Annotated in this window: 16 protein-coding genes; 9 read left to right on the forward strand and 7 right to left on the reverse strand. The window is 71.0% G+C overall.

The features are described from left to right. Position 1: 1 nt before the first annotated feature. Positions 2-1,204: a kynureninase gene (gene kynU, locus ACFSVL_RS08510; RefSeq protein ID WP_378302149.1), complete on the reverse strand. Its 1,203-nt coding sequence runs from the start codon at positions 1,202-1,204 to the stop codon at positions 2-4. A gap of 331 nt (positions 1,205-1,535) precedes the next feature. On the opposite strand from kynU, the gene ACFSVL_RS08515 reads away from it, so the two are divergent. The 9 genes from ACFSVL_RS08515 (at position 1,536) to ACFSVL_RS08555 (ending at position 11,841) form a co-directional block, all read left to right on the forward strand. Continuing rightward, complete coding sequence (locus ACFSVL_RS08515; RefSeq protein WP_378302435.1) at positions 1,536-2,033, forward strand: RrF2 family transcriptional regulator; 498 nt, start codon at positions 1,536-1,538, stop codon at positions 2,031-2,033. Positions 2,034-2,056: 23 nt separating this feature from the next. Further along, a complete protein-coding gene (locus ACFSVL_RS08520) occupies positions 2,057-3,511 on the forward strand; it encodes an MFS transporter (RefSeq protein ID WP_378302151.1) in 1,455 nt (484 codons plus the stop codon). A gap of 153 nt (positions 3,512-3,664) precedes the next feature. Further along, complete coding sequence (locus ACFSVL_RS08525; RefSeq protein ID WP_378302153.1) at positions 3,665-4,711, forward strand: hypothetical protein; 1,047 nt, start codon at positions 3,665-3,667, stop codon at positions 4,709-4,711. After that, a complete protein-coding gene (locus ACFSVL_RS08530; RefSeq protein ID WP_378302155.1) occupies positions 4,708-4,932 on the forward strand; it encodes a phosphopantetheine-binding protein in 225 nt (74 codons plus the stop codon). Before ACFSVL_RS08525 ends, ACFSVL_RS08530 begins: the two co-directional genes overlap by 4 nt. Positions 4,933-4,960: 28 nt before the next feature. Further along, positions 4,961-6,451 carry a class I adenylate-forming enzyme family protein gene (locus ACFSVL_RS08535; protein ID WP_378302157.1) on the forward strand — a complete coding sequence of 497 codons (1,491 nt, stop codon included), beginning with the start codon at positions 4,961-4,963 and terminating at the stop codon, positions 6,449-6,451. After that, a complete protein-coding gene (locus ACFSVL_RS08540) occupies positions 6,448-8,031 on the forward strand; it encodes a class I adenylate-forming enzyme family protein (RefSeq protein ID WP_378302159.1) in 1,584 nt (527 codons plus the stop codon). Before ACFSVL_RS08535 ends, ACFSVL_RS08540 begins: the two co-directional genes overlap by 4 nt. Further along, positions 8,028-9,698, forward strand: a complete 1,671-nt coding sequence (locus ACFSVL_RS08545) for an FAD-dependent monooxygenase (protein ID WP_378302161.1) — start codon at positions 8,028-8,030, stop codon at positions 9,696-9,698. The genes ACFSVL_RS08540 and ACFSVL_RS08545 overlap by 4 nt, the downstream gene beginning before the upstream one ends. Next, positions 9,695-10,573, forward strand: coding sequence for an acyl-CoA thioesterase (locus tag ACFSVL_RS08550; protein ID WP_378302163.1), 879 nt, complete (start codon positions 9,695-9,697; stop codon positions 10,571-10,573). The genes ACFSVL_RS08545 and ACFSVL_RS08550 overlap by 4 nt, the downstream gene beginning before the upstream one ends. Then, entirely contained in the window at positions 10,570-11,841 is a 1,272-nt protein-coding gene (locus tag ACFSVL_RS08555) for a cation:proton antiporter (RefSeq protein ID WP_378302165.1), read from the forward strand. Before ACFSVL_RS08550 ends, ACFSVL_RS08555 begins: the two co-directional genes overlap by 4 nt. Here ACFSVL_RS08555 and ACFSVL_RS08560 read toward each other — a convergent pair. The 6 genes from ACFSVL_RS08560 to ACFSVL_RS08585 form a co-directional block, all read right to left on the reverse strand. Then, positions 11,810-13,924, reverse strand: a complete 2,115-nt coding sequence (locus ACFSVL_RS08560) for an acyltransferase family protein (RefSeq protein WP_378302167.1) — start codon at positions 13,922-13,924, stop codon at positions 11,810-11,812. The two genes, ACFSVL_RS08555 and ACFSVL_RS08560, sit on opposite strands and share 32 nt — an antisense overlap. 147 nt (positions 13,925-14,071) lie before the next feature. Then, the gene (locus tag ACFSVL_RS08565) at positions 14,072-15,094 is read right to left on the reverse strand and encodes an LLM class flavin-dependent oxidoreductase (protein ID WP_378302169.1); all 1,023 of its coding nucleotides are present in this window, start codon (positions 15,092-15,094) and stop codon (positions 14,072-14,074) included. A gap of 416 nt (positions 15,095-15,510) precedes the next feature. Further along, on the reverse strand, positions 15,511-17,625 hold the full coding sequence (locus ACFSVL_RS08570; protein ID WP_378302171.1) for a N,N-dimethylformamidase beta subunit family domain-containing protein: 2,115 nt from the start codon (positions 17,623-17,625) through the stop codon (positions 15,511-15,513). 103 nt (positions 17,626-17,728) lie between these two features. Continuing rightward, positions 17,729-18,016 carry a DUF1905 domain-containing protein gene (locus ACFSVL_RS08575; protein WP_378302173.1) on the reverse strand — a complete coding sequence of 96 codons (288 nt, stop codon included), beginning with the start codon at positions 18,014-18,016 and terminating at the stop codon, positions 17,729-17,731. 139 nt (positions 18,017-18,155) lie between these two features. Then, a complete protein-coding gene (locus ACFSVL_RS08580) occupies positions 18,156-18,299 on the reverse strand; it encodes a hypothetical protein (RefSeq protein WP_378302175.1) in 144 nt (47 codons plus the stop codon). Positions 18,300-18,530: 231 nt separating this feature from the next. Beyond that, positions 18,531-22,193 carry a CARDB domain-containing protein gene (locus ACFSVL_RS08585; protein ID WP_378302177.1) on the reverse strand — a complete coding sequence of 1,221 codons (3,663 nt, stop codon included), beginning with the start codon at positions 22,191-22,193 and terminating at the stop codon, positions 18,531-18,533. Between the last annotated feature and the right edge of the window lie 50 nt (positions 22,194-22,243).

The raw sequence follows: 22,243 nt of genomic DNA on the forward strand, positions 1-22,243 counted from the left end.
CTCAGCTCACCTCCTCGATCGCGGCCACCGCGTCGAAAGCGTCCACATGGGACACGTAGAGCCCGTTGAAGCCGAACCGCAGCAGGTTCGGCGGCCGCACGTCGCCGAGCACGCCCCGTCCGGCCAGTGCGGTCATGATCGCCTCGGCGTCCGGATGGCGCAGCGTGACCTGGCTCCCCCGGCGGCGGTGCTCCCGTGGCGTGACGACCTCGAAGCCGAGCCCGGACAGCCGCGCGTCGGCGCAGGCGATGAAGAAGTCGGTGAGCGACAGGCTTTTCGCGCGCACGGCGGCCAGGTCGACGTGGTCGAAGACGTCCAGCGCGGCCTCCAGCGCCAGCAGCGACAGGATCGGCGGTGTGCCGATGCGCGCCTGGGCGATCCCGGCCGCCGGCCGATACCCGGCGGTCGCCGCGAACGGTTCGGCGTGCCCGTGCCATCCGGTGAGCGGCTGGTCGAACCGCTCGTGATGACGGGCGTTGACGTAGAGGAACGCGGGCGCGCCCGGGCCGCCGGACAGGAACTTGTAGCCGCAGCCGACCGCGAAATCGACGCCGAGCGCGTCGAAGGCCAGCGGCAGCGCGCCCGCCGCGTGGCACACGTCCCACAGCACCACCGCACCCGCGTCGTGCGCCGCTTCGGTGAACGCGGCCAGGTCGTGCAGCTCGCCGCTGCGGTAGTCGACCGCGCTCGCGGCGACGACGGCCAGGTCATCGCCGGTCGCGCGAATCTCCTCGGCGAGCCCGGCCATCGGAACCTCGCGGACGGTCAGCCCGAGCAGCCGGCCGACCGACGCGGCCAGATAGCGGTCGGTCGGGAAACCTTCGCGGTCCACCAACACGGTCCGACGTCCGTCGCGCAGCCGGGCCGCGGCGGTGAGCGCGTTGAACAGCTGGACCGAGGTCGAGTCGCCGACGACGGTCTGCCCGGGCGCGGCACCGAGCAGCCCGCCGATCCGGTCGCCGACCCGCTCCGGCGCGGCCCACCAGCCGTCGTCCCACCAGCCGCTGATCAGGTCCTCGCCCCACTGGCGCAGGGTTTCGCCGACGGCGTCCGGCACGGATCGCGGGAGCGCGCCCAGGGAGTTGCCGTCCAGGTAGATCACGCCGCTGGGGAGCGCGAAGTGCTTGCGTTCCCCGGCCAGCGGATCGGACTGGTCGAGGCGGACCGCGTCGGCCCTGGTCGGGCGGGAACGGGATTCGGTCATGGTGGCGCAGTATCCCGGCGAACGCGGCGCGCGCCAATGTGCGGAACTCCGCAGGCGGTCGAGGCGTGGTCGCCAGACCATCCACAAAGGACGCCCGGCGTGGCAAAATGCCCGATTGGTGCCCGCGTGGCCAGGTCAGGAGGTCCGTGAGGGGAACCCTGAGGGAATCAGAGTCCGTCAGGGTTCCCCTCACGGACGACAGCCCTGCTCCCCTCGTCCGCCGGCCCACCGCGCTGCTTCGAGTTCTCCCACGGCTTGCGCAGGCCTGAGCCCCGGCCTCCAGAGGGGGGTTCCGGCAATCCTGGACATCCTTTATCCTCGATCTGTGCGAATGAGTTCCGGCGTGGAATGGGCCCTGCACTGCTACCTCGTGCTGGCGTGGACCCCGGGCCGCCAGCCGGTCCAGGTGTCCGACCTCGCCGCGGCCTACGACCTGCCGCAGGCGTACCTGACCAAGCACCTCCAGGCGCTGGTGCGCGCCGGGCTGCTGCGCTCGACTCCCGGGCCGCGCGGTGGTTATTCGCTGCAGAAGCCGCCGGAGGAGACCTCGGTGCTGGAAGTGGTGCAGGCCGTCGAAGGGGACGGCGAGATGTTCCGCTGCGCCGACATCCGGCTGCGCGGGCCGCTCGCCCCGGCGCCGTGCGGCGAGCGCGGGGACCGGGCGATGTGCCTGGTGCACAAGGCGATGTGGGAGGCCGAACGCGCCTGGCGGGACACCCTCGCCGGACAGTCCATGGCAGAGCTGGCCGCGCAGGTGGCCGGCGGGGTGCCCGGGCTGCTGGGCCGGGCCGGCGACTGGCTGGCGGAGCGGCAGCGCCAGCGGAGCTGAGGATCGACTGGGAGGAAAGAACTGTGTCCACTTCGTCGGACAGAGCGGCCGCGCCGGTCGACAGCGCCGTGAGCACCCGTCCGGTCCTGGCCCTCGCGACTGTGCTCGTCGCCGCGGTGCTGGTGCTGGCCGACGCGTCCATCGTCAACGTGGCCATTCCGGTGCTGCGGGAGGACCTCGGCGCGTCGTTCGGCCAGTCGCAGCTGATCATCGCGGTGTACCAGATCTGCTACGCCGCGCTGCTGATCACCGGCGGGCGGCTCGGCGACCTGTTCGGCAGGCGGCGGCTGTTCGTGCTGGGCCTCACCGGGTTCGTGCTGACCTCGGTCGCCTGCGGCCTCGCCCCGACGCCGGTGTTCCTGATCGTCGCCCGCGCGCTGCAGGGCGCGACGGCCGCGCTGATGTTCCCGCAGACGCTGTCGGTGATCCAGGTCGCGGTGCCGCGCGAACGCCGTCCCGCCGCGATCGCCGCGTTCGGCATCACCAGTGCCGCGGCGACGATTCTCGGGCCGCTGCTGTCCGGCGCGATCATCCAGCTGGACCTCCTCGGCTCGAGCTGGCGGCCGTCGTTCCTGATCAACCTGCCGATCGGCGCGATCGGGCTGCTGATGGCGGCCCGGTATCTGCCCGAATCCCGTTCCGAGCAAGCGAAAAAGCTCGATTTCGGCGGCGTCGTGCTGATCACCGCCGCGCTGGCCGCGGCCATCGTGGGGCTGATCGAGGGCAAGGACCAGCAGTGGCCGGCGTGGGCGATCGGGCTGATCGTGGCGTCCGTCCCGTTGTTCGCGCTGTTCCACTGGCGCTGCCGGGCGGTGCAGGCGCGCACCCAGTCCGCTCTGGTGCCGCCGGCGTTGTGGAAGGACCGCGGGTTCGTCACCGGCCTGATCGTCTACGTGCTGGCCTATTCCTGTGTGCTGTCGTTCTTCCTCTACCAGTCGATCACCTTGCAGTACGGCGTCGGCTACACCGCGCTGCAAACCGGGCTGACCTCCACCGCGTACGCCGTCGGCACCATCGCCGGGTACCAGATCGCGGTGCGCGTGCAGAAAAAGGTGGCCGGGCGGACGATCTGCTTCGCCGGTTCGGCACTGTGGACAGTCGGCACGGCCGGGATTCTCGCCACCGTCGCGCTGACCGGAGACCGCCTCAGCGGCTGGTATCTGCTGCCCGCGCTGGTGGTCGCCGGCTTCGGGGCCGGGTTCATGATCGGCCCGCTGCTGGGCACCATCCTGTCCGGCGTGCACAGTTCCGACGCGGGCGCGGCGTCCGGGCTGCTCACCACCGGCCAGCAGGTCGGCGGCGCGGTCGGCATCGCCGTGGCAGGCGCGGTGTTCCTCGGCGCGCTCGGCACTCCGGGCGAGGACGGGGCTCTGCACCATTACTCGGGCGCGTTCACCGCCGCGCTGATCCTGATGACGGCGGTGCTCGCGGTGAACACGGTTCTGGTCCGGTTGCTGCCGTCCGCGAAAAAACCGTAAACCACCTCCCCTCCCCCCGGCCGGTCCGGGCTCCCGGTGTTCCGGGCGCCCGGGCCGGCTTTCCGTTTCCCGGCGGGTGTTGTCGAACATTGCCCGTTCGGCTAGCGTCTTCCTCGCGAATTTTTCCGCATTTTCCTCGGCAATCAACAAGGGGTGGTCGAGTTGTGCGCTGCCGGTCGCGGAAAGCCCGACGACGTGCGGGCCTGGCTCGCGTCGCTGGCGGAGCTGATCCCGGTGCCGGACCGCTTCGCGCGGTACACGATGTCCCGCGACGCCACGCTGAACTTCCTGAAAATCGGCGAGCACACCCTGGACACGCTCGCCGGCGACGGCCTCCGTTTCCGCGACAGCGACGGAGACCGGTTTTTCGAGCAGCACGACGTCTGGACCCTCGGTTTCCATTCCGGGACGAACCGGTCCGTTTCCGAACTGGCCAGCAAGTCGGTGGTGCGGTTCTGCCGGGGAGCGGCCGGGGAATGGGTCCGGCCGATGTCCTGGCGGGTGCGCACCTTCGCGGCCTGCCCGGAGCGCGAAAAATGCGACGGCACATGGACGCACGCCCCGATCCGGCCGGATCTGGTGCACGGCCGGGTGCTCGAAACCACCGTCGGGCCCGGCGCCCGTGCGCCCGAGCCGAGCGGGCAAGTAGGCGGGAAACCGGCGACCGTGGTGCTGGACTGCGTCACGGAAAGCCGGGGCGAAAAGCTCCCGCTCCGGTCGCCGCTGGCGCGCCGGCTCTACCGGGAAACGCTCGGCGAATTGCGTTCCGGGGAAATCCGGTTCCAGGCCCTGCCCGGCGCGCTCGCCGCGCAACCGGATCTCGCCCGGTCCCACCGCATCACGAACTGCATGTCCACGGCGACCTATCTGGCCAAGACGCTGACCGAGGGCGGCCTGACCGCGCGGTCGCGCAACGGCTATCTGGCCGGGGTCGGGGCCATGCCGCACGGATGGACCGAGATCTACGAGGACGGCGTCTGGAAAATCCTCGATCCCACCGTGGCTTTCGTCGCCCGGCGGTGGCATCTGAAAGACGCGCAGGCCGACCAGTTCGACGAATTCTGCGCTGGCTCACCCTACAACCGGCTGATTCCGTTCGACTGCGAAGCCGGCGCGGCGCTGGTCTCGCACACCCACGACGCGGTCGCTTTCCCCGAGGTGCCGACCGAGGTCGACGCGAGGGCGGCGAGTGCGCGATGAGCAAGGCGCGCGAACTGGTCCGGTCGTGCCTCGGCCCCGACGACTTCCTCGACGAGGTGACCGACACCGAGGACCTGCGCGAGGCCGGCCTCAACTCGGGGGAATTCGTGCTGATCTCGCTGCGCCTCGAGGAGGAGATCGACCGGGCGCTGACCGACGAGGAACTCGGCCGGATCAGATCGATCCAGGACATCGACGCGGTGCTCGCCGAGGCGGCCTGAACCCGCCGGAGGCGTTGGGGGGAACCAGATGTGGCTCAGCGAAATCCTCGACCGGCACTGCCAGCAGCGAGGCGACGCGCCCGCGCTGGCCGAGAACGGCCGGGTGCTGACCTGGCGCGAACTGCGCGCGGCTGCCAGCGGGGTGGCGGCCTGCCTGGCCAGCCAGGGAATCGGCCTCGGCGATCGCGTCGCGGTGTACTCCCGCAACCGGAGCGAAGTCCTGGTGTCCTACTTCGCTCTCGCCTATCTCGGCGCGCCGTTCGTGCCGGTCAACCACGCCATGCCAGCGGCCGAGTACGGCGAAGTCGGCAAGCGGCTGGACATCGCGCACGTGCTGGGCGAAGCCGAAGCGCTGAGCCGCCTGGGCCTCCCCACCGGTTCCACGACTTCCTTTGAGGACAACGAATTCCAGCGGGCGATGACGACCGGCGAGCCACCGCCCGCCCCGGCGACGGGCATGGACGACACGCTGACCGTGCTGCTCACCTCGGGCACCACCGGGTTGCCGAAGGGCGTCGCACAGACTTCGGGCGCGCTCCGCCAGGCGACGCTGTCCTGGCTGGCCGAGGTGAAAGCCGACGACCGGATCCGGTTCCTCAACCTCAATTCGCTGTCGCACGGCGGAATCACGCTCACCTTCCACTACCTCGCCGCCGGCGCGACGGTGTTCGTGCAGCGCGAATTCCAGCCGCGGACGGTCCTGCGCGCACTCGCCGAACACGACATCACGCACATCTGGCTGGTGCCGCACATGCTGCGGTTCCTGGTCACCGCGTCCGCGACCGAACCGGTGCCGTTGCCGGCTTTGCGCGAGATCCTCTTCGGCGCGTCACCGATCACGGCGAAGCTGCTGGCCGACGCGGCGCGCACCTTCGGCTGTGCCTTCCGCAACGTGTACGGGATGACCGAGGCCGGCGGCACGTTCTGCACCTGGCTCTGGGACGGGACTGACGCGACGCGGGACGTCCCGCTGGAATCCAGCGGACGCGCCGTGCCGGGCATCCGGGTCGGCATCCGCGGCCCGGACGGGCACCCGCTTCCGCTCGGCGAAACCGGCGAGATCGTCGTCGGTTCGGCGGGGCGGATGACCGGCTACGTCGCCGATCCCGGCGCGACCGGGGAGGTGCTCGACGGCGGCTGGGTGCGCACCGGCGACCTCGGGCTGATGGACGAGCACGGCTACGTGCACCTGCGCGGCCGCAGCAAGGACCTGATCAAGCGGGGCGGGCAGAACGTGTTCCCGGCCGAAATCGAGCAGGTCGTCGGCCAGCTCGCGCAGGTGCGCGAGGTCGCGGTGGCCGGGGTGCCGGACGAGACCTGGGGCGAGGTCCCGGTGGCGTACGTGGTGGCCGAGCCCGGCGCGGTGCTGTCCCGCCGGGAGATCGCGAAGCATCTGCGCGAGCGGCTCGCGTCCTACAAACAGCCCGCCCGCATCGATTTCGTCGAGGCACTCCCCCGCAACGGCGCGGGGAAAGTGCTGCGCCGCGAACTGACCAGGCCGAACGGAGCTTCCGCGTGAACCTGAAATCGTTGTGCGCGACCAGATTTCGCGGCCTCGACCCGGGCCGGGTCTTCGCGACCGGAGCGAAGCACCATCCGGCCGCAAGGGTCGTCCTCGACCACGACCTCGCGCTGTACCCCGAAGCCGGGCGTGCGCTCACCTTCGCCACGCTGGCCGCGCTGGTCGACGACCTCGCCGGACGGCTGCGGACAGCAGGCGTGACCCCCGGCCACTACGTCGCCGTCTACGCCACCCACAGGTTCGACCTCGTGCTCGTCGCATGCGCCGCGTCCCGGCTCGGCGCGGTGCCGGTCATGCTCGCGTCCACTTCGGACGGAGCGACGGCGCACGCGCTGCTGGCCGCACTGGACCGGCCCGCGTTCCTGGTCACCGACCCGGCCAAGCTGGACGGCGAACTGGCCGGCGTGCCGGTGGCGGACCAGGTGACCGGCGTCCTCACCACCTCCGGAGCGCGCCCGGGCACCACCGCGCTCGACAGCCTCGCCCCGGACGGGCGGCCATTCCCCCGAGTCAAGTCGCGCGACGAACCCGCGCTGGTCACGCACAGCTCCGGCACCACCGGTCTGCCCAAGCTCGTCGTGCAGTCCGCGCGGAGCCTGTACTGGCACTACCGGCCGCAGATCCGGCGCGCCCGGGTCCTGCGGCTGACCGGCCCGCTCGCCACCTGCGCCTCCTTCGCGCACGTGCGGATCTGGCCGATGCTGGCGATCGCCGGGCGGATCGGGCAGACCATCGCGTTCGTCACCGACCCCGAGCCGGGCAACGCCGCCGAGATGCTCCTGCGAGTGCAGCCCGAGGTGGTCGAGGCGTATCCGAACGTGCTGCAGCGCTGGGGCGAGCTGGCTGGCGACCCGCGCGAACCGCTGGCGGGCATCCGGCTGTTCCGCAGCACCTTCGACGCGCTGCACCCGCAGATCATGCTGCGGCTGCTGGACGCCTCGCGCCGTCGGCTGCCGCTGTTCTCCAACGGCTACGGGCAATCCGAACTCGGCGGCATCGTCGGGTTCGTCGGCACGAGGTGGATGCTGCGCCGCTACGGCACCCGGTGCGTCGGCTACCCAGTCACCGGTGTGCGGATCAAGGTCGTGCACGAGGACGGGCCGGACCGGCCGGGCCGGATCTACGCCAGGGCGCGCGGCCGGGCGATCGGCATCATCGGCGAACAGGAGCAGTACGAACGGCGGTTTTCCGACGGCTGGTGGGAACTCGGCGACGTCGGCAGGCGCGGCCGCTTCGGCGCGCTGTACCTGCTGGACCGCGAGGTCGACCGGATCGACGGGGTGGACAGCACCCTGTCCATCGAGGACACGCTGCTGAGCAGGCTGCCCGAACTGGTGGAGATCGTGGTGGTGCGGTCGGCGGAGGGCACGCCGACCCCGGTGGTGTGCACCCGCGACGACCGGCCGCTGGACCCGGTGCGGTGGCGGGAGTCCAGCGCCGAGTTCGCCGGGCTGGCCGACCCGCTGCAGGTGCGGTGGCGCGACCTGCCTGCCACCTCGACCTGGAAGATCCGCCGTCCGGAACTGCGCAGGCGGATCGAGGAGGGCACGCTGCCGCTCGTCGGGGGCCTGCCGTGACCGCCCGGTCGGTGGCCTGCGTCGGCGCCGGCCCGGCGGGGCTGCTCGCGGCCACCCAGATCAAGCTGGCCCGGCCCGGCTGGCAGGTGCTGGTTTACGAGCGCGCGCCCAAGGACGTCACCTACGGCTACGGCGTCGTGTTCTCCGACGTCGCGGTGCGCACCATCGAGTACCTCGCCCCGGAGCTGGGCGCGCTGCTGGCGAACCAGACCCGGTGGGACGACGTGGAAATCCGGGCAGGCGGCGCGCGGTACCGGATACCCGGGCACGGGTACGCCGCGTTGTCCCGGCACCGGCTGCTCGGCGCGCTGGCCGGGCGGGCCGCCGCGGTCGGCGTCGACCTCCGCTACGAAACCCCGGCAACGCTCGACGACCTGCGCGGCGAGCACGACCTGGTCGTGGCCGCGGACGGGGCGCACAGCCAGATCCGCGGGCAGCTGGCCGAAGAGCTGGGTGCGACTGTCCGTTATGGACGGTCGAAATTCGCCTGGCTGGGCACGACGGCCAGCTTCGACGCGATGACGTTCGTCTTCGAACGCACCGAGCACGGGGTCGTGGTGGCGCACGGCTATCCGCACGAGGACGGGCTCAGCACGTTCGTCGTCGAGGTGCCAGGCGATGGCCCGGAGCGGGGGCTGACGCAGTGGGCCGAGGTGTTCGCCGACCACCTCGGCGGGCAGGCGCTGCGGGCCAACGGCCTGCGCTGGGAGCGGTTTCCGGTGGTGCAGCTGCGAAACTGCGTGCACCGGAACGTCGTGGTGATCGGCGACGCGGCGCACACCGTGCACTACTCGGTCGGCTCCGGCACGCGCATGGCTCTCGAAGACGGCTTTTACCTCGCGCGCTCGCTGGCCCGGCACGACGAACTGGCCCCCGCGCTGGCCGAGTACCAGCGCCGCAGGCTGCCCAGCACCGGCGAGCTGCAGTCCGCCGGCGAGCGCAGCATGCGCTGGTTCGAGGACGCGCCCAGCCACCTGAACAAGCCGCCCGCGCAGTTCGCCGTGCATCTGCTGACGCGCGCGAACAGCGTCCCCCTGGCCACCTTGACCGCCGAAGCCAGCCAGCTCGCCGAAGACGCGACCGAAGCGCTGGCCGGTCCACTGTCCGATCGCGATCTTCTCGACCTGCCGCTCACCGTGGGCCCGGTGCGGCTGGCGGGCAGGCTGGCCGTGGAAGCACCCGGGTCGCTGATGGTGCCCATCGCGGTAGTCGACCCGACGCGGCTGGCCGACGATCCCGCGTGGTCGGCGGATTTCGCCGGAGCCAAGGTGATCAGCGTCGACCTTGGCCCGTACCGGGAAGATCCCGCCGAGGAACGCGCCAACGCGCGGCGGATGACCGCTGCGCTGCGCGACCTCGACCGCCCGGAAGACACGGTGCTCGCCATCCGCTCCACCTTGGCGAGCACGGCCGACCTGCCTCCCCCAGCGCTGCTCGCCCGGCTGCGCGAACTGTGCGCAGCGGGCTGGTGCGACCTCGTCGACCTCGCCGCCGACGACGGTCCGCCCGCGCTGGCGGCGGCGCTGGAAACCGCCGACCTGGTGCGCCGGGAAACCGGCAGACCGGTGATGCTGAGCCGGTTCCGGGCCGCCCACGACATCGTCCGCACCCACCTGCTCGCCGGGCGAATCGATCTGTGGTGCGCCGAATCAGGGGCGCGGCCGTGACCGAGCACGCAGTCCGCGCCGAATCCGGTGCCACGCTGGCGAAACTGCTCGACGTGGACGAGTTCCCCGGCGACTGCTTCGCGGGCCAGCCGCAGCCGTGGCCGAGGCACCGCGCCTTCGGCGGTCTGCTGCTGGCCCAGTCGATCGCCGCGGCCGGGCGCACCATGCCGGAACGCGCGTCCGTCCACTCGGTACACGCCGTCTTCGTCAACCGCGCCGATCCGGAACGGCAGACGGAGTACGCGGTCCGGCGGGTCCGGGACGGGCTGGCCAGCGGCCTGCGACAGGTGTCCGCACGGCAGGGCGATCGCGAAGTGTGCGCCGTGACGGTGGCCGGTCAGCGGCGCCGCGACAGCAGCCAGTACACCTCGGCCCGTCCGATCACCGTCCCGCCGGAAGACCTGCCCACCCTCGGCGAGCGTTTCGCCACGGCGGGGGCGGAGGTGCCCGGATCGCGGGTCCTGCCCGAGACTGTCGACTTGCGGCACGTCGAGCCGCCGCCGTACCTGGCACCGCCGCGCAGTCCGGTCCCGCCGCGCCAGCTCGCCTGGCTGCGCATCACCGAACCGCTGCCGGACGATCCGCTGGTCGCGGTGTGCGCGCTGGTCTACTCCGCGGACCTGCTGATCGGCGAGCCGGTGTTCTTCCTTCCGGACTGCGCCCGCGACCCGGCGGCGGCCGACCTGGTCAGCCTCGATCACGCGCTGTGGCTGCACGGCGGGTTCGACGCCGGCGAATGGCTGCTCTACGACCAGGAATGCCTCGCCGCCACGGACGGCCGGGTGCTGAACCGGGCGAGCGTCTACCGCCGTTCCGGCGCGCTGGTCGCCACCATGGCCCAGGAGGGGCTGCTCCGCGTGCGGGGGCGCCGGTGACGTCCGGCCAGGTGGTGACGCTGCTGCTCGACCTCGCGGTGATCCTCGTCGTGGCCAGGGCGATGGGCGCGCTGGCGAGGCGGTTCGACCAGCCGCCGGTGATCGGCGAGATCCTCGCCGGGATCGCGTTCGGGCCGACGCTGTTCCACGGCGCGATCGCGGACGCCCTGTTCCCCGCCGGGGTCCGGCCGATGCTGTCCGCGCTGGCCAACGTCGGCGTCGTGCTGTTCATGTTCCTGGCCGGGCTGGAATTCAGCCGGAAGCTGCTGCGCCGGCGGCTCGGCTCGATCGCGGCCGTGTCCGCCGGTTCGACGCTGGTGCCGTTCGCGCTCGGCACCGTGCTGGCCGGGTGGCTGGCGGCCCGCCACGGCGGCGGGCACACCCTCGGCTTCGTGCTCTACGTGGGCACCGCGATGTCAGTGACGGCGTTCCCGGTGCTGGCCCGGATCATCGGCGACCGCGGGATGAGCGGGACCCGGATCGGCGCGCTGGCGCTGGGCAGCGCCGCGGTCGGCGACCTGCTGTGCTGGTCGATGCTGGCGGTCGCGGTGATGACGCTGGGCGGCGGCGGGCACGATCCGTGGCGGGTGCTGCTGATCGTGCCGTTCGCGGCCGCGGGCTTCCTGGTCGTGCGGCCGCTGCTGGGCAGGCTGATCCGCTGGCAGGCCCGGCGCGGCTGGATCCTGGAGATCTTCGCGGCCGTGCTGATCGGCCTGCTCGTCTCGAGCGCGTTCACCGAATGGGCCGGGCTGCACTTCCTGTTCGGCGCGTTCCTGTTCGGCCTGCTCATGCCCGAGGACGTCGCCGAGGTGCGCGAGGGCGTGGCCCAGCGGATCGAGCAGGTCGGCACGACGCTGCTGCTGCCGGTCTACTTCGTGGTGGCCGGGCTGCAGGTGGACCTGTCCGGCGTCGGCCTGGCCGGGCTCGGCGAGTTCGGCCTGATCCTGCTGGTGGCGGTCGGCGGCAAGTTCGCCGGCGCGCTGGCCGGGGCCCGGCTGGCCCGCGAGGACTGGCGGCGGTCGGCCACGCTGGCGGTGCTGATGAACACCCGCGGCCTGACCGAGCTGATCGTGCTGAGCGCCGGGCTGCAGCTGGGCCTGCTCGACCGGACCCTGTACTCGCTGCTGGTGCTCACCGCCGTGGCGACCACCGTGATGACCGGTCCCCTGCTGCGCCTGGCCTACCCGCGCCGGCTCCTCGACGAGGACCTCGAGGCCGCGCTGGCCGCGGCTCCCGCTAGCCCGGAATGCCCGCGGCCTGGGCGATGACCCGGTCGAGGCTCAGGCTGTAGTCCAGGTTCAGGTGGTTCGGGTCGTAGTAGACGACGACGTTCCCGATCACCGCGTAGCAGCGCCGCTGGTCGCAGAAGTAGTCGGTCAGGTCGAGCAGCCGGACCTTCGGGTCGGTGCTCGCCTTGGCCGCCGCGGTCAGCGGGTCCGGCGGCTGCGCGACGGACCGGTCGACCGCGCACTGGCGAGGGTCATCCGGATTCAGCAATACACAGTCGTTCGGACGCACAAGTCCGTTGAGCGGCGGGTCGGCCAGCACGAATACCGTAGCCCCGGCGGCGGTCCACTTCGACCAGTAGGCGTTCAGCCCCTCCTGGTACTGCTCCGCCTGCGACCGTCCGCTGTGGTCCTGGGCCGGCTCGTGCCTGCTGTAGAACGACGTGAACACGTACGCGGGCCGCGTCGCCGCGATCTCGCCGGTCATCGACTTCGTCCAGGACATGCACCGCTGGTCGGCGACGGTCTCGCGGCCGTACTGCACGGCCCGGATGCCGGCGAACGGGCAGCCGCCCAGGTAGCTCGTGTACAGCAGCCAGTGGTTCTTGCGCGCGATGCTCAGCAGCGGCCCCTGCCACTGCTGGGCGTGCGAGTCGCCGACCAGCCAGACCACCGTCGGATTGGCCGCGCCCTGGCTGAAGTCGCATTTGGTGGTGGTCTTGGTGCCGTCGCTCGCCGAGTACTGCGACATCAGCGGCGGGCAGTCGGCGGGCGCGGTGTAGTAGCGGTTGGCCGGGCCCATTTCGACGGTCTTGGCCGGGCCGAACGGGTCCTCGCACCCGCTGCCCGCCATCAGCGCCCTGGCGCCGTGGCAGGGGCTGTCCCGCTCGGCCGTCACCTCGCGGGCCGCCTGGTCGACGTGCCGCTGGTACGTCCAGGTCAGGCCGCCCGCCGCGACGCACACCACGAGCATCCCGGCGGCCATGCTCGCGAAGGTCATCCCGGTGGCGCGGCTCAACGGCCGCCAGGTCCGGACCGGGTCCTCGACGAGCCGCTTCGACGCGTACGCCGCGAGCAGGGACGCGGCCACGACGCCCAGCTTGACCTGCCAGGTCAGCGCGCCCGCGGCCAGCGCGTCCGGGAAGGCGAACGGGGCCAGCAGGATCAGCGGCCAATGCCACAAGTAGAGCGAGTAGCTGACGTTCCCCAGCCATTGCACCGGCGGCGACGAGGACAGCGGCGTGTGCCATTGCCGTCCCTCGCGGGCCCCGGCGAGGATGACCAGCGCGGTGCCGACGGCGGGCAGCAGGGCGGTCGCCCCGGGGAACGCGGTCTGGCCGTCGAACAGCACGGCGGCCACGGCGATGGCGGCGAAGCCGGCCAGCGAGGCGAGGTTCGCGGCGATCCGGGGCAGCACGAATTTCGCGCCGCCGAAAGCCAGCACCGCGCCGAGCGCGAATTCCCACACCCGCACCGGCGTCACGAAGTACGCCTGGCTCTTGGACACGTCGGTGAACCAGATGCTGAACCCCAGCGAGGCGGCGCCGACGACCACGACGCCGGCCAGCCGCGCCCACCGCGCCCGGATCTTGAACAGCAGCAGGAGCAGCAGCGGCCAGCACAGGTAGAACTGCTCCTCGACCGACAGCGACCAGTAGTGCTGAGACAGGCTCGCCGAGTCGGTCAGGTGCGAGTAGTCGACCGAATGCGCGGCGAGCAGCCAGTTTTCCCAGTACAGCGCGCTCGCGACCGCTTCCTGCGCGTTGGCTTCCCAGCGCGGGAACGGCATCAGGAGGTACGCGGCGACGAGAATGAAGGCCAGCACGAGGAACGCCGCGGGCAGCAGGCGGCGCACGCGGCGCGCGTAGAACCTCGCCAGCCGGATCCGCCCGGTGCTCGCGACCTCGCGGATCAGGTGCGAGCTGATCAGGAAGCCGGAAATGACGAAGAAGACGTCGACGCCGACGTAGCCGCCGCTCAGGCGCGCGGGCCACAGGTGGTTGAGCACGACGAGGCCGACGGCCACCGCGCGCAGAGCCTGGATGTCCGGCCGGAACGCCGGTCTTCGCTCTCCGCCCGGCGACTGGGAGGGCCGCACCGGCCCGCTCAACGTCCCCGTGTCCACTTTCCGCCCCTTTTCGCGCCGCGCTGAAAACTCAGTGATGCTAGCGGGAGCGGCCGGTGCGCCCGGCACGGGGAGTGCGGAATCGCAGGGCCAGCGCGGAAAACCGGCCACAAAGGACGGCGGGTGTCCCTTGTGGCCGGTCGCGGATCAGCGCCAGCCGAGCTCCGGAGCGACGTGCGTCAGAATGCTTTCCAGCACGTGCGCGTTGTAATCGACGCCGAGCTGGTTCGGGACGGTCAGCAGCAAGGTGTCCGCGGCCTGGACGGCCTCGTCCTCCTTCAGCTCCCGCACCAGCCGGTCCGGTTCGGCGGCGTACGAACGGCCGAAGATCGCCCGGGTGTTCTCGTCGATCATGCCGACCTGGTCGCGCGAGTCGCGGTCGCGGCCGAAGTACGCGCGGTCGAGGTCGTTGGTCAGCGCGAAAATGCTGCGGCTGACCGACACCCTCGGCTCCCGCTCGTGACCGGCCTCCTTCCACGCCTCGCGGTAGGCCTCGATCTGCTTGCGCTGCTGGACGTGCAGCGGTTCGCCCGTTTCGTCGTCTTTGAGCGTGGAGCTTTGCAGGTTCATGCCCAGTTTCGCCGCCCAGACGGCCGTCGCGTTCGAGCCCGAACCCCACCAGATGCGGTCGCGCAGCCCTTCGGAATGCGGTTCGAGGCGCAGCAGCCCGGGCGGATTCGCGAACATCGGCCGCGGGTTCGGCTGCGCGAAACCCTCGCCGCCGAGCAGCTTGAGGAAGACCTCGACGCGCTCGCGGGCCATGTCCGCCTCGGTCTCGCCCTCGGCCGGCGCGTAACCGAAGTACCGCCAGCCGTCGATCACCTGCTCGGGGGACCCCCGGCTGACGCCGAGCTGGAGCCTGCCGTTGGAGATGAGGTCGGCGGCGCCGGCGTCCTCGACCATGTACAGCGGGTTCTCGTAGCGCATGTCGATCACGCCGGTGCCGATCTCGATCTTCGACGTCCGCGCGCCGATCGCGGCGAGCAGCGGGAACGGGCTGCCCGCCTGCCGCGCGAAGTGGTGCACGCGGAAGTACGCGCCGTCGACGCCCAGCTCCTCGGCCGCGACCGCGAGGTCGATCGACTGGTGCAGGAAGTCGGCGGCCGACCGGGTCTCGGAGTGCGCGCTCGCCGACCAGTGGCCGAACGAAAGGAAGCCAATCTTCTTCACGGATGCTCAAACGTTCAACTACCTCTGCGCATTCCCGGGCGAGCCGGAGGTGAAGGCCGCCGCACCCGCCGACACCCGGCAAGGGCACCCGAAATGACCGATTCATGACCACAAAACCGTTTCCTCCGGTCCGTGAAGGACTCCTTGAGGGAATCTGATTCCCTCAAGGAGTCCTTCACGGACGACCACTCCCATGCCAGGGACTTAAGGCAGTGCGGGGTGCCGTTGAGGCTCGCCTGCCCAGACCGAGGGGTTGACCATGGCCGGTGCCGCCCTCGGCGGGTCCGGCGGGCGCGAGTTGGGTCGTCCGTGCGGGGAACCCTCACGGACTCTGATTCCCTCAGGGTTCCCCTCACGGACCTTCGGCCCAGGCCTGCCCACCGCACCTGCCTTCGCTCTGCTTCCCTCGCGGACCGCTATCCGGCGTGCGGAGCGGGACTGCCGAGCGCCCGGTCGACCACGTTCCGCAACACCTTCCGCACCGCCGGGTCCACCCGGAGGGCGCCGTTGAAGGTCATCGACGACGCACTGAACGCGAAACCGCCGCCCGGCAGCTCCTTGCACACCATCGCGGCGCCCGCGCGGTCGGTCGGGTTCGTGCCCCGCGCGATGACCTCGTCCGGCCGGACCTCGCCGTCGAGGCCCTGGAGGGTGTCGAACTCCCAGGCGCTCGCGGCGCCGTTGCGGCCGTGCGCGCCGAACTCGCTGCCCACCGTCAGTCCGGTGCCGGCGAGGAACGGGTGGTCGCGCAGCACGCGGTACGGCGCGAACGTCATCCAGCCCTGGTACTCGTAGTTCACCCCGAGCAGCTGGGACTCCGGCAGGCCGTAGTGCTCGCGGAACAGGTCGCGGCTGCCGTCGGCGGCGCGGAAGGTCAGGGTGGTGCCGGCGGCGTCGAACTCCGCGCGTTCGTAGATCTGGTTGCCGCCGGTGCCGATGACGCTGCCCCCGGCCGCGAGGTAGTCCGCCAGGTTGGTGCGCATGGCCATCGAGAAATACTCCGGGTGCGAACCGAGCACGATCGCGCGGTACGCCGCGAGCCAGCCGCCGGTGTGCAGGTCGTGGTCGGTGTAGCAGTCGAAGCCGATCTGCTCGCCGCTCAGCCAGCGCAGCAGTTCCAGGTCGCTGTACAAATACAGGTCGTACTGGCCGCTCGGCGCGGTCTGCCAGGTGTAGCTCGGCCGCAGGAACGAGATCGCGCGCCGGACGCCGATCTGGCCCTCGGAGTACTGGTCGTGGCCGCCCCAGCCGTTGTACGCGTGGTAGGTGTTGGTCGGCAGCACCACGGCGATTTTCTGCGCGGGCGTCGCCGGCCGCACCACGAACGGGATGTGCTGCACCCGGTCGAACCGGCCGGTCAGCCGCGCGGCGTACACCCCCGACGGCCAGCTCGTCGGGAGGTCGGCGGCGTAGCGCTCGGCCCAGCCGCATCCGGCGGAGCGGTAGTCCGCGGCCACCCGCTGGATGCCCCCGGCGACGGTGGTGATCCCGGTGACCGCGACCGGCGTGTCCCCGCCGGGCGCGACGCGCACGAGCTGCGCGGTGACCTCGCTGAACGCCGTGGACAGCGCGATCGACACCCGGCCGCCGGCGGGCACGCTCTGCCGCTGCGGGTACCCCTGGAGCCCGGCGCTGCGTTCGACGGTGAAGCCTCGCCCGACCACGACGCCAGTCGCGTTGTTGATCCACCGCGGCCCGCCGTCGGTGTCGACGGTCTCGTGGTTGGTGAGCCGCAGCTCGACGAGGTCGCCGTCGTCGCCCGGCACCGTGGACTGGTCGATCCGGATCAGGTAGACCGCGCCGTTGCCGCCGCCGGCGAACAGGTCGCGGCGGAACAGCTCGAACCAGTTGTTGTCGCCGATCACGACGGGCTGCCCGCCGTTCGACCATCCGGTGCCGTCGCGGTAGCGGAACCAGCTGAGCGAGCCGGTGCCGCTGACGGTGTAGACGACATTTCCGGTGTCGGAGAACAGATAGCGCGGGATGTTGAATCCGTTGCCGAGCGGCTTCGGTGTTTCGAAAGTGCCGTTGATCCGCCGTGACCGGTACAGGATTCCGTCGGCGTCCACGCACCAGATCACGCCGCCCGGTCCGCCGAAAATCCGCGGGAAGGCGTTGAATCCGGTCCCCACGACGACTCCGGTGCCGTTGTTGGCCCACGTGCCCGCGCCAGTGTCCATATTGGACACGATCCGCTGGTAGTACAGCACGGTCCCGTCCCCGCGCACGCCGTAAAGGACGCCGTTCAGGTCGCCGAGCACGGTGACGAAGTCCTGCCACCCGGACCCGATTTGCACCCCGGACCCGTAGTTGGCCCACTGGTAGGTGGCGGTGGGCCAGCCGCGGTGGCGGTACCAGTACAGAGCGCCGTCCGACTGGACCGCGTAGACGACGCCGTCGCCTCCGCCGACGAGACGGCTCCATCGCTGGTGCGGATCGAACGTGTCCGCCGTTTCCGCCGCGGGCGCGTATTCCTCGGGTGCTTCGGCTTCGATGACCGGCAGTTCCGGACGGCCGTTGATACTCCCCATGTCTCCCCCATGAGTTCCGTGCGCACACTTCTCCTTGGGTCACGCACGGGGGACGGGACGGCGTTCGCCGGCGGCCGGGACGACCACCCGAAGAGCCCAACGCTCAGCGGGCGAGCCGTTCCAGCAGGACGACGGTCACGGTGTCCCCCGCTTCCTTGCCGATCGCCTTCCGGATCGTGGCGTTGACCGGGAGCTTGTGGGTGCCGTCGCCGAGCGCCATGAAGGAGCTGCGGAACGGCTCGCCGTCGACGGTCCCGCGCACCTTCACCAGGCCGCGGGTGCCGAAGAACTCGGCCGAGCCGGGCCAGACCAGGTAGGTGTGGCCGCCCTTGGCCGGGCTCTTGCGCAGGGTCGCGGTGAACTCTTCGTTGATCTCGCCGGTGTTCGCCATGGTCTCGTTCTCCTCCTGGTCGGATGGCCGTTCACCGGGAGGTACGAACCTGGCGACGGGATTTCGACACCGTAGCGGCAGGCAATTCCGGCCGGGTGCCGGAGACGCCGCTCGTCTCCGGCACCGGACCGCTCCCCCGCTACCGCGCCCCGCGCCGCACCACCGCCGGAACCGGGCCGCCGGTGATCGTGAACTGCGAACCCGGCTCCCGGACAATGTCTCCCGCCGCCGAGCCAGTGATCGCCACGTTCGTCAACGTCGCGCTGCCCCGCGCGCCGCTCATCGCAGACGTCGGTTCGGCACCGGAGACGCCGCTCGCCTGCTACCACGCCACCACCGGAACCAGCCCATCGGCGGTCGCGAACTGCGAACCCGGCTCCCGCACGATGTCCCCCGCCGCCGAACCCGAGCCACCACATCCGTCAGCGCCGCACAGCCACCAGCACCACTCGCTCGCACACGCCGACCCGGTACCGGGGACACCACCCGTCCCCGGCACCGGACCGCTCCCCCGCTACCGCGCCCCGCGCCGCACCACCACCGGAACCGGACCGCCGGTGATCGTGAACTGCGAACCCGGCTCCCGGACGATGTCCCCCGCCGCCGAACCGGTGATCGCCACGTTCGTCAACGTCGCGCTGCCCCGCGCGCCGCTCATCGCCAAAATTCCCGCCCCGTTGTTCGACTTGTCGATCTTCACGTTGCTGATCGCCACCCCCGGCATCGCGCCGCCGCCGGTCTTGAACTGGATGCCGTCGTAGGTGGAGTCGTGGATCTCCGTGTCGCGCAGCGTCACCCCCGGGATGTCCTTGCCCTGCGCGAAGAACGTGATCGCGCCGAACTTCTGCTGTTCGCCCCAGAACACGCCGCCGCAGCGGTACAGGGCGTTGTTCGCGATCAGCGTCTGCCCGGAGAACGGCAGCGGGTCATGATCAGTGGCCAGCATGATGCCGGGGTAGTTCATCGTGTCCGACACCAGGTTGTTCTCGATCTTGTTGCCGTACCCGCCGTAGATCGCCAGCCCGTTCGCGCGCCACGGCAGCTGGATCGTGTTGTTCACGAACGCGTTGTCGTGCGCGATGTCCACCGCCGGGTCCTTCACGTACTGGTTCGCCCACACCGCGAGCGAGTCGTCGCCGGTGGTCCGGAACGACGAGTTCGCCACCCGCGAGTTCCGGGTGCCGTTGGTGAAGTTGATGCCGTCGGCGTAGGTGTCCCGGATCCGCATGCCGCTGAACTCCAGGCCGTCGGCCGGGCCCCACCGCGCCGGGAGGTTGCTGTAGTCCCGGCCGACCCACACGCCCACGTTCGCGTGTTCGATCCACACGTTCGAGATCTTCGTGCCGGTGCCGAACCGGCCGTTCAGCCCGACGCCTCCTTCCGCGCCGCCGTCCCCGCCGCGGATCCGGCCGGAGCCGAAGATCGCGAGGTCGGAGATCTGGACGTTCTTGTCGATGTCGAAGCCGAAGTTGCCCTCGTGCGGATGGTTGATGCCGCCCGCGTCCTGCGGCTGGATCAGCGAGTACAGCTGCGAATGCCACATCCCGGCACCGCGGACGGTGACGTTCGAGATGCCGATCTGGTTGTACTGCCCGCCGCCGTTGGGGACGTTCGGGTCGTCGGTCAGGATCTTGCGTTCCTGCCGCCACTGGCCCGGCGGGATCCAGACGCAGCTGATCACGCCGTTCTGGTCGTCGGTGACCGCGCGCTGGATCGCCTCGGAATCGTCCTTGCCGTCGTCGGGCACGGCGCCGTACTCGGTGATCGACGTGCAGTCCGCCGGTTTCTGGGCGGGCGGCGCGACCTGTTCGAGGTCGATCAGGTCGATGACGTAGAACGCCGCGGTGTCGCCGCTGTCGCGCTGCAGCTTGAACTTCGTGCCCGGCGGGTACGACTGCGACAGCAGGGCGTGCGACTCGTCGAACAGCCGGCGCGCGTTGGCTCCCGGCGTGTTCGTCAGGCCTTCGGGGTCGTCGGTGCTGCCGTAGAGCCAGCTGTGTTTCGACGACAGGTTCAGCTTCTGCGCGAAGGTTCCGTTGACGTACAGGCTGATCGTCGCGTCCTGTCCGCCGCCGCCGGGCGCGTCGGGGATCGAGTTGCGGACCACGATCGAGTTCGACTGGTTTGTCGAGGTGAACTCCACGTACTGGCCCTGGTTCGCCAGCCGCACGGACTCTCGGCCGGAGGACTCGGTCGCGAAGTTCGTGTGCCCGAAGGTGCGGAGCGGGTCGGTCTCCAGCAGCTCGCCTTGGTACTGCGCGGATTCCGCCTCGTACTCGACATACGGCACCGCAGCGCCGCGGCCCACCACCATCGCCCGAGAGAGGCCGTTGTTGGCTTCGTTGGTCTCTTCGACGGTGTCGGTCGCGTCCGCCGTCGCGGTGAGCGTCGCGTTGGCGGCGGTCCAGGTGCCGGGCATCGCGACGTTCTCCGTGGCACCGGCGGCGATCGCCGGGGCCTCGGCGGTCAACGTGGTCGCGCCGGCGGTCAGGCGGGTCGTGGAGGCTCCCGCGCCGCTCGTGCCGCGGTTGTGCACGGCGACGGTGAACGTCACTGCCGCTCCGACGGCCGGGTTCGGCGGGTTCGACGTGATGCCGGTGATTTCCAGGTCCGGTCCCGGTGCCTGCGCGATCACCAGCTGCGTCGGCGAGGTGAAGGTGTTGTTGGTGTCGTCCTGCTCAATCACCATGTTGGCCGGGTCGACGGTGGCGGCCACGCGGTAGGTGCCCTGCGGCCGTTTGCCCGCCTTCACCGTCACCGTGGTGGACGCGCCGGCGGCGAGCGGGCCGACCGGCGCGGCTCCGACGACGGTGCCGCCGAGGCTGACGTTGACCGTGGTGGCGGCCGCGTCGGCGGAGCCCGCGTTCCGGACGGTTGCCGACACGGCGAGGTCGCTGCTTTCGGTCGGGTTCTCCGGGGTCCACGCCGTGCCGGTGACGGTCAGGTCCGGGTTTGGCGCGGGAGTGCCGAACACCTGGAACTCGGCGGCCTGCCCGCCCGGTGCGCCGGAGTTGGCGAAGAACCGCAGCCGCACGTCGGCGGCGCGGCCGGTGACCGGGACGGTCACAGTGTTCTGGCTGGCCGGGTCGAAGCGGTGATCGGCCCGCGGCGACAACTTGGTGAACTCGGCGGCTCCCTGGGCGCGGCCGAGGATTTCGAAGTTCTGCGTCCGCGCGGCCCAGATCGGGTCCGGGTTGAGCTTCACCACGATCGAGTCGAGGTCAGCGTCGGCGCCGAGCTTCGCTGTCAGGGTGTTCGGGTAGCCTGCGGAAGACTCCCAATAAGTACCGAGGTTGTTGTCGTTCGCGTTGGCGGCCGCGAACGAACCGACCGTCGAGGACGCTTCGATCGGCTTGCCCGCGGCGAGGTTCTGGCCGGTCTGCGTCCCGGCGCGGACGACGTGGTTGCTGTCCGCGGACTCGTTCCCGGCGGCGTCCTTGGCGCGCACGAAGTACTCGATCCGCGTGCCCGCAGGCCGGGTCTCCGTGAAGGCGGTGCCGGTGACCGTGGTGACGGGCGTGCCGTCGCGGTAGACGGTGTAAGCGGTCACGCCGACGTTGTCGGTCGACGGCGACCAGGTCAGCTTGACCTGCCCGGAGCCGGGTTCGGTCAGCGCGACGTTCCCGGGCGCGGTCGGCGCTTGCGTGTCGCCGGTGTCCGGGCCGTACAGCTCGAACTCCGAGAGCTGCGCGGCGGGCCACTGCGTGTTCGCGGTGACGTCCAGCCGCACGTAGCGGGCGGAGGCGGTCACCGGAATCGTGACCATGCCGGAGGCGAAGGTGTACCCGGTCGACCGGACGAGGTCGGTGAACGACGTGCCGTCGGTGCTGCCGCGCACGGTGAGCGTCTGGGTGCGGGATTCCCACGAGGCGGGCAGTTTCAGCACGAGCCGCGACAAGGGCTTGGCCGAGCCGAGGTCGGCCTGGATCCACTGGGGAAACGCGTTGTTGGCCGATTCCCAGTAGGTGGCCTGATTCCCGTCAAAGGCGTTGGCGACGGGATAGCCGGGCTGGACGCTGCTCGCCGACACCGTGCGCGTCAACGGCACATCGGCGGCGGCGCTGGCAGCGGGCCCTGGCGACGGGCCGCCAGCGGCGGAAGCGGGGTAAAGACCCCCGGCAAACAGCCCTGCGGCGATGAAACCCGCGACGAGGCGGGGCAAACGCAGACGTGTCATGGCCTCTTCTCTTCTTTGAGACGGCGGAGGAAGGGCGAGTGCCCGCCGGG

Origin of the sequence: Amycolatopsis silviterrae (genome assembly GCF_042684085.1) — a bacterium.
GTDB classification, from domain to species: domain Bacteria; phylum Actinomycetota; class Actinomycetes; order Mycobacteriales; family Pseudonocardiaceae; genus Amycolatopsis; species Amycolatopsis silviterrae.